Genomic DNA, 8,437 nt, shown 5'->3' with positions numbered 1-8,437 from the left:
CGTGGATGAACCGATTCCGCCGGCTCCTCGTCCGCTGGGAGAAGCGCGAGCAGAACTACGAGGCAATGCTCCATCTCGCCTGTGCCTGGATCACGATGAAACTGGCTGGGGTTTTCGGATAGGCTCTTACTCTGGGTCACTGTCGGTGATCTCGGTCTCCTGTGGGCGCCCGCGGAGATAGGCGAGCGTCGGCCGGACTTGTCAGGCATTGCGGAGGAGCTTTCGCTTCTTTCGCGCGGAAAACGGCCCGTGCGACACCCCCCGTTGAGATGGTGTGGCTCTGATTGATTTGGATCAGGGCCACTCCTTCTCGAAGTAGCCAAGGTCGCAGGACGTGAGACGAAACCGTGTCGCGAGGCGGCCTCGCTCACGCAGTCGGTGGGTGCGCCTTGCGCGCGCTAGCGGGGTTCGCGAGCAACGAGTTTGACCGTCCCATCGGCGCCCGCCGATCGACCCGCCGGCATGCGGTGGCGAAGCTCGCAACTGCCCAGTCGAGTTCTAGAGTAAGGCCACGGAGAGATGGCCGAGCGGTTGAAGGCGGCGGTCTTGAAAACCGCAAGGCGCGAAAGCGCCTCGGGGGTTCGAATCCCTCTCTCTCCGCCACCGCATTGCGCGCTCTTGCGCGCGATGCGGTGGCGGAGAGAGCCGCGGGCGCGGGTCGCACATCGAGGTTGTCGCGGTCGTCGCGACGCGCCCGCGGTTCTCCGCGTTTACTTCGCAGCGGCCTCGAAGACTCGCCCGTTGCTGCGCGCTTCGCTTGCTTCTCACGCGACTGACAGCGGGGCCTGCGTCATCGAGGACGATCTGACTTTCGTCGCCGCGCGTCAGCGATCGTCTCGGTGCGGCGACGGTCTCAGTTTGCGGTCGTGTTGCCTGCGGAGAGCACCACCAAGCGATCGCCTGCTTCGAGTGCGCGCGTAGGGTCGGGCGGGCAGAGGAAGCGTTTGTCGGCGGTGGCGACGGCGAGCACGGTGAGGTTGCGCTCGCGGCGCAGGTCGAGCTCGGCGAGGGAGCGGCCGATCCAGTCGCGCGCGAGGTCGAGGCGCTCGACGCGACCGGATTCGGCGACGGGCAGGCCGGAGATGAGGTGCGCGATTTGGCCGTGCTCGGCGATCGCCGCGATGCCGCTGTGCTCGCGCAGCAAGTCCTCGCGCACCGCGGTGAGCCGCTGCGATACGACTTCGTGCACGCTCTCGCGCGTGAGTACGCCCAACAACTCGCCGCCGGCGCCGAGCACGGGCAGCGCTTCGCTGCCGCTGCGCTCGAACACGCCGAGCGCGTCGTAGAGCGTCTCGTCGGGCGCGACCGAGTCGAAGTGCGAAGTCATCAGGTCCGCGGCGATCGCGATCGGCATCAGCTCCGCTTCGTCGACGAGCTGGCGCAGCTCGGCGAACGAGATCACGCCGCGCACGCGGCCGTTCTCCGCGACGATCGCCGTCGGCGGCTGCCCGATCGGGAGCGACGCGACGATGCGGGCGAGCGGCGTGGCGGGCTCGACCACTGCAGGCCACACGCTGCGCGCGGCATCCTCGACGTGCGCGCGCTCGAGCACGCTCACGAGCAGATCGCCCGCGTGCGTGGGCGAATCGGCCGGGCTCGGCAGCTGCTCCGCGACCAGCCCCCAGCGGCGGCCGACGCCGTACGCCGTAACAACTACGAGCATGAGCGGCACGATCAGGCCGAAGCTGCCGGTCATCTCGAACACCATCACCATCGCAGCGATCGGCGTACGCATCGACGCCGCGAGCACGCCGGCCATTCCGACGGGGATCAGCGCCTGCCGCAGCGGCTCGCTGCCGAATTCGGGAAGCGCGGCCTGCAGCAGCGCGCCGAGGCTCGCGCCGACGGCGCCGCCGAGGAAGAGGCTCGGACCGAGCACGCCGCCTGCGCCGCCGCTGCCGACCGTGAAGCTCGTCGCGACGCACTTCGCGACCACGATCGCCGCCAGCAGCGCCGCCCAGCCGATCGCGCCGCGCGAGTTCTCGGTGCCCGCAAACAGCGAGCCCGACAGTGCGTTCTGGATCATGCGGTACTCGCCGTCCATCACCTGCGGCAGGAGACACGCGAGCGCGCCCGTAACAAGTCCGCCGAGCGCGGGGCGCAGCCAGAGCGGTACGCGCTCGCGCGCCGCGAAGAACGCCTCGACGCGGCGGTAGCTCGCGCCGAACAGCGCGGCGGTCGCGCCGCACGCGAGGCCGAGCGCGACGTAAACCGGCAGCTCGAAGGCGCTCTCGAGCGTGAGCGAGTGCGCACCGGGAAAGAGGTAGGAGCCTGAGCCTGAGACCGTTGCGAACGTGGCGAAACCGACCGCGGACGCGACGAACGCCGGCACGAGCGCGCTGCCTTCGAACTCGGGACGCCGGTAGAGCACGCTCGTCGCGAACAGCGCGCCGCCGAGCGGGCAGTGGAAGATCGCGCCCACGCCTGCCGCGCAGCCCGCGATCAGCAGTGAGCGCCGCTCGCGCGGTGTGAGGCGGAGCAGTCCGCCGACGGTCGAGCCGATCGCCGCGCCGAGGCCGGCGATCGGTCCCTCGGGCCCCGCCGAGCCACCGAACGAGATCACGCCCACCGCGGCCGTCGCGCGCACTGCGGGGCCGCGCAGTGGGAGCACGCCGTCGTGGCGGTGGAAGGCGAGCACCATCTGGTCCGTGCCCTGCTGCACGGGCAGCCGCGCGATCCACTGCACGAGGAGCCCCGACAGCAGGCCGCCGAGCGCCGGCAGCAGCAGGATCGCGGCGTCGAATCGCAAGACATCGGCGCCACCGAGCTCGACGTAGCGGCCGATCACGGCGCCCGTTCCGACGTGCAGCGCGGCGGCGAGGATCGAGGCGGCGATGCCAGCCGCGATTCCAGCGAGCACCGAGAGAGAGATGAGTCGCGCGCGCCGGCCGCCGAAGATGCCCGGGAGCTCGAACGACGTCTGCGAGGGCTTCACTGCGTCTCCGGCGATGGCGCAACGTCGCCGAAGGCGAGCGTGGCGTCGAATTCGGGCTTTCTCGGGGAAGCGAAGCCGGTATCTTGCCGCGCCTCGCGGAGAGGTGGCCGAGAGGCTGAAGGCACAGGTTTGCTAAATCTGCATAGGGGAAACCCTATCGAGGGTTCGAATCCCTCCCTCTCCGCCACGGCGGCTCGCTGTCGGAGATGACTCGGAGATCACGCCGCCGTGGCGGAGAGGGCGCGCGGCGGCCTCGGTGGTGGTCAACGAGCTCGAGGCGTGCGTCCATCGGGGCGCATCACGTGCCGAGGTCGCGCGCTTTTCCTTGTTGGCTTCGCATCGGGCTCGAAGACTCGCCCGATGCTGCGCGCTTCGCTCGCGGTCTCGGCCGACATGCTTGGCAGGAGCGTTCGACGTGTCGGTGGCGCCTCGATCCCGGCGTTTTCGCAGCGCCTTCGATCGAGGTCGGGGCGGTCAGCTCGGAGAGTTGCGCGGCGTCGCTCGTCGCTCGGCGTGGCGCGGATTTGTGCGCGGGAGCGGCGGCGGGTGTTTGGCGCGTCCCATATAAAGAAGGGCTCGCGGAGAGGTGGCCGAGCGGCTGAAGGTACGCGACTGGAAATCGCGTGTACCGGAAACGGTACCGAGGGTTCGAATCCCTCCCTCTCCGCCACGGCGGCTCGCTGTGGGAGATCGCTCGGATGTGTCGTCGCCGTGGCGGAGAGTCCGCGGGCGCGTGTTCGGCACCCAGCTCTCCGCGCTCACTCCGGCGCGCCCGCGGGTCGCCTTGTTGGCTTCGCTCGCCTCCGCAGACTCCGGCTCGCTGCGCGCTTCGCTTGCTCCTCACGCGACAGGCACCGAGGAGCCTCGACTTCGAGGCGGCGCGCAGATTCTGGCGGCCGCGGGCGGGGTTTCTCGGTAAGTCGCGGGCAGCGTGGGCGAATCGGTTGGCTATGGTGCCGCGCCTTCCGCGAACGAGTTCTCAGCGCCCATAGCTCAGTTGGATAGAGCGCCAGGTTGCGGACCTGGAGGTCGCATGTTCGAGTCATGCTGGGCGCGCCAGCGCTGCGGGGCTCGGTGAGAGATCACCGGGCCCCGTTTCGTTTCGGCTCGAATCGCCGAGCGCGCACGGAGCCAACCAGCGTAGGCTGAGCCCGCCGCCTGGAGTCGCCGCATGCGTGCGCTCACTCTCGCGTTTTCGTGCATGTCGCTCGCGTGCGCGGGTGAGTCGCCCGCTGCGTTCCGCGACACGCGTGCCGAAGTCGCCGCGGTGCTCGCGGCGTCCGAACGCGACGCGAAGGATCTGGAGCGCGACGCGCGCGACCGTCGTGTGGAGGCGCTGGGTCTCGCCGGGCTCGCGCCGGGGATGCGCGTGCTCGATGTGTTCAGCGGCGGCGGCTACTTCGCGGAGATCGCGGCGCGCGTCGTGGGCGAGAGCGGCAAGGTCTACGCGCACAACAATCGCGCCTATCTCTCGTTCGCGGGCGAAGCGCTCGAAGCGCGCCGCGCCGCGCGGCCCCCCGGGCAGCTCGTTCGCCTCGATCGCGAGATCGATGGGGTCGGCCTCGCGGGCGAGATCGACCTCGCGCTGATCGTGATGGCGTACCACGACGCGTACTGGCAGCCGAAGCCCGAGGAAGGCGAGTGGACCGTGACGCGCGATCCGCTGATGCAGGCGATCTTCGACGCGCTGCGCCCTGGTGGCCGCCTGCTCGTGGTCGATCACGCCGCCGCGAACGGGAGTGGAAGCAGCGCGGCGCAGGACCTGCATCGCATCGACGAAGCCTTCGCGCGTGCCGACTTCGAGCGCGCGGGCTTCCGCTTCGTCGCGTCGAGCGACGCACTGCGTAACGCGAGCGACGACCGCACCGCGAACGTCTTCGATCCCGCGATCCGCGGGAAGACGGACCGCTTCGCGTTGCTGTTCGAGAAGCCCGCCTCGCGCTGAGGCGCCCGCACGACTTTTCGCGGAATTTTTTGCTGGAACCACCTCCCCTGATCGGGTTACGGTGCAAGCGCCCTTGGCGGGCCACCACCTTTAGGGGGACTGCATGTCGTTGCGTCAGCGAACCCTCGCTTGGAGCATCGCGCTCCTGGCACTCGTCGTGATCGGCTTCACGCCGGCCTTCGCGCAGGAAGAGCAGAAGGACGAAAGCGGGATCGAAACCATCATCGTGACCTCGCGAAAGCGCGAGGAGTCGATCCAGGACATCCCGATCGCGGTCAGCGCGTTCTCGGCCGATAGCCTCGAGAGCGGCAACATCGAGGATGTCGCCGACATCCAGATGAACGTGCCGAACCTCCAGTTCTCCAAGACAAACTTCATGGGGGCCGGCAACATCTCGCTGCGCGGCGTGGGGAATCTCGCCACCGCCTCCACCGCCGAAGCCGGCACCGGCATCCACGTGAACGAGGCGCCCTTTTCCGGCGCGCGCATCTTCGAGACCGAGTTCTTCGACATGGAGCGCGTCGAGGTGCTGCGCGGTCCGCAGGGCACCATCTTCGGCCGCAGCGCTCCCGGCGGCGCCGTCAACCTCTACACGAAGAAGCCCGTGTTCGGGGAATGGGGCGGCAGCGTCCAGGGCGAATACGGCGACTACAACCACGGCAAGATCAAGGCCGTGGTGAACGTGCCGCTCGGCGAGCACTTCGCGGCGCGCTTCGGCGGTTATTACTTCAGCCGCGACGGCACGACCGAGAACGTCCACAACGGCAACAAGATCGACGACCGCAACCTCTACATGCTGCGCGGCTCGCTCGCCGGCGAGTGGGACAACGTCAACTTCAACCTGATGGCCAGCTACTTCTCCGAGGACGACAAGCGCAGCCGCATGAACAAGCAGGCCTGCACGACCGACCCGCGGCCTTGGCCCTACGGCATCGGCTGCCAGGGCGGCGACGTCGAGATGCAGGGGGATCCGATCAACTCGGGCTCCATCCTGGTGTACTCGACGGGCATCATCATGGACACGTTGCACACGCTCGGCCCGGTGCACAACTTCTTGTTGGCGAACGGGCTGGCCGGCATTCCGTTCTTCGTGAATCGCCAGGTCACTCAGGTGCCGCGGTTCCTCACCGGTCCCGTCGGCGTGTTCACACCTTACTCGGTTCCGGCGCGTCTGCCGATCGACGGATACCTGCTCTCGGACGCGTTCGCGGATGCCGCGTTTGGGCCCCGGAACTACGGCACTCCGACGGAGTTCTACGCGGGAGCCAGCAACCCCTCGGGTCTGCGCGACGTGAACACGCAGCTCGACCCGCGATACGTCACGGACGAGACGATGGTGACGTTGGTGGTGAACTGGGACGTGACCGAGAACGTTCGCCTCACCTCGGTCACGGGCTACCACAACTGGAGCAACAACAGCCGTACGGACTACTTCTGGGCCGTTCCGCCCGTTTCCTTCGCCGGCGGCCCCCGCCACTTCGACTTCCCCGACAGCGACGTCCACTCGCCGTGGGGTGGGCTCGAAGGCACGTACAGCTCCGAGTTCGTTTTCGATCGCTCCTGGGGCGAAGCCAATGCCTTCAGCCAGGAGGTGCGCGCCGCTTCGAGCTTCGACGGGCCGCTCAACTTTACCGCCGGCATGAACTTCGGTGAGGTTGAGGCCGACCTCGAGTACGCCGTTTGGGCGGCGGGCCTCGAAGCGTTCTGGGACATGCCGGACACGGTCCTGCTCTGCCCGAACGCCTACACGTACATCCTCAACAACCCAGGCTCGTCCTGCCACGATGCGCTGCCGCGCTCCAGCTACTACCTGAACGAGACCAAGCCGACGCGTGTCTCGAGCTGGGCGATTTTCGGCGAGGTGTACTGGGATCCATTCGAGAGCACGCACGTGACCGTCGGCGCGCGCTACACGGACGACCACAAGGAATCCACGCAGCGCGTGAACCTGTGGGTGTGTAACGCGACCGGCGACCCGAACGCGCCGTGCGCGCTGAACCCGTTCGCGACGCAGGAGGGCGGCTTCCACAACGTCACGTGGAAGGTGGGCGTCGCGCAGGACCTCGACCTGTCGTTCGCTCCCGACTCACTCGTCTACCTGAACATCAGCACCGGCTTCAAGGGCGGTGGCTTCAATCCTGCGGTGGACACGTCGGCTGGCGGAACCCCGGTCTCCTTGATCTTCGACGAGGAGAAAAACCTCGCCTACGAGGTCGGTTTCAAGGGTGTGCTGTTCGACAAGCTCCTCTTCAACACGACCGCCTTCTATTACGACTACGAGGGCATGCAGCTCTCGAAGATCGTGAACCGCACGGCCGTGAACGAGAACGCCGACGTGAAGATCTACGGCGTCGAGCTCGAGACGGTCTACTCGGTCACCGATCGGTTCCGCATCAACCTGAATTTCTCGTGGCTGAAGACGGACATCCAGGAGCTCGAATCGGCAGACCCGGCGGATCCCACCGCCAGCCAGCCGGGTTGGACGACGATCAAGCAGCTGCTGCCGTTCCCGGCTGGCCAGAACTACATCTGCAACCAGACGCTCAACCCCCTCTGCCTCGAGGGAACGCCGGGCAACATCCTCGACTTCTCGGATGGCTACGGACCGGACGGGTTCATCCAGGACTTGGCGGGGAACGAGCTGCCGGCGGCACCCAAGTTCACGGTGCACGTCGGCGCCCAGTACGTGTTCCCCGTCTTCGGGGGCTGGGAGATGACGCCTCGTGTGGACTTCTCCTGGCGCAGCGACCAGTACGCCCGCGTCTACAACACCAGGAAGGACCTGATCAATTCCTGGGAGCAACTCGACGCGCAGCTCAGCTTCGCCAAGCCCGACGCCCCCTGGATGTTCGAGCTCTGGGCGAAGAACCTGCAGAACAACGACGACGTGACGGGCCACTACTTCACGGACGCCACCTCGGCGAACTTCACCAACTTGTTCCTGCTCGAGCCGCGCACCTTCGGCGCGTCCGTGCGGTACAGGTGGGGTGAGAGCGAGTAACAGGCCGCTCGTCGCCTAACAACAGCGGGGCCCGCCGAGCAGCGATGCTCGGCGGGCCCTTCGCTTTTCAGCTGCTGCGGCTCGCGCTACGCGCCGCCGTGCTGCTTCATCCAGTCCGCGTACCACGGGATCGTCTCGGCGAGGCCCTGCTCGAGCGTCCACTTCGCGGTCCAGTTCATCACGCGCTTGGCCTTGTTGCAGTCGAGCGTCTCCTCCGGGATCTCGCGCGAGGCCTCGTTCAGGATGATCGGCGCGAGGTCGCTGCGGTTCATCGCCTTCAGCACCGCGTTCACCACCTCGATCACGTTGAGCGGAAGCTCGGTGCCGAAGTTGAACGCCTCACCGGTGATGCCGTCCGAGGGGATGCGCTCCGCGAGTTGGAGATACGCCTCGACGGCGTCGCGCACGTAGAAGTACTCGCGCACGAACTGACCTGCTGGCCGATTCTCGGACCGACTGATTCTTGAGAGAGAATGGCTTCCGACGGAAAGGAAGCCCCCATGAAGAAGAGTCGGTTTACGGAAGAGCAGATGGTGAAGATTCTGCGCGAGGCGGA

Annotated in this window: 5 protein-coding genes and 4 tRNA genes; 7 read left to right on the top strand and 2 right to left on the bottom strand. The window is 67.4% G+C overall.

All coding sequences use genetic code 11. The features are described 5' to 3' along the window. The coding region (locus FJ091_21770) for an IS5/IS1182 family transposase (protein MBM4385979.1) at positions 1-122 on the top strand (122 nt) is incomplete at its 5' end. 391 nt (positions 123-513) lie between these two features. Continuing rightward, positions 514-603 (top strand) — tRNA-Ser (locus tag FJ091_21765). A gap of 250 nt (positions 604-853) precedes the next feature. Here FJ091_21765 and FJ091_21760 read toward each other — a convergent pair. After that, positions 854-2,935 (bottom strand): chloride channel protein, encoded by a 2,082-nt coding sequence (locus FJ091_21760; GenBank protein ID MBM4385978.1) that lies wholly within the window; start codon positions 2,933-2,935, stop codon positions 854-856. 97 nt (positions 2,936-3,032) lie between these two features. On the opposite strand from FJ091_21760, the gene FJ091_21755 reads away from it, so the two are divergent. From FJ091_21755 to FJ091_21735, 5 genes are all read left to right on the top strand, one after another. Next, a tRNA-Ser gene (locus FJ091_21755) sits at positions 3,033-3,122 on the top strand. A gap of 393 nt (positions 3,123-3,515) precedes the next feature. Then, a tRNA-Ser gene (locus FJ091_21750) sits at positions 3,516-3,605 on the top strand. Positions 3,606-3,917: 312 nt separating this feature from the next. Beyond that, a tRNA-Arg gene (locus tag FJ091_21745) sits at positions 3,918-3,994 on the top strand. Between the two features lie 112 nt (positions 3,995-4,106). Next, the gene (locus FJ091_21740; protein MBM4385977.1) at positions 4,107-4,880 is read left to right on the top strand and encodes a class I SAM-dependent methyltransferase; all 774 of its coding nucleotides are present in this window, start codon (positions 4,107-4,109) and stop codon (positions 4,878-4,880) included. 103 nt (positions 4,881-4,983) lie between these two features. Beyond that, entirely contained in the window at positions 4,984-7,881 is a 2,898-nt protein-coding gene (locus FJ091_21735) for a TonB-dependent receptor (protein ID MBM4385976.1), read from the top strand. An 86-nt stretch (positions 7,882-7,967) separates the two neighbouring features. On the opposite strand, the gene FJ091_21730 is transcribed toward FJ091_21735, so the two are convergent. Then, positions 7,968-8,306 carry a hypothetical protein gene (locus FJ091_21730; GenBank protein MBM4385975.1) on the bottom strand — a complete coding sequence of 113 codons (339 nt, stop codon included), beginning with the start codon at positions 8,304-8,306 and terminating at the stop codon, positions 7,968-7,970. Positions 8,307-8,437 lie beyond the last annotated feature (131 nt).

It is taken from the genome of Deltaproteobacteria bacterium (genome assembly GCA_016875395.1).
Classification (GTDB): domain Bacteria; phylum Myxococcota_A; class UBA9160; order UBA9160; family UBA6930; genus VGRF01.
This window is presented reverse-complemented; position numbering and strand designations above follow the sequence as displayed.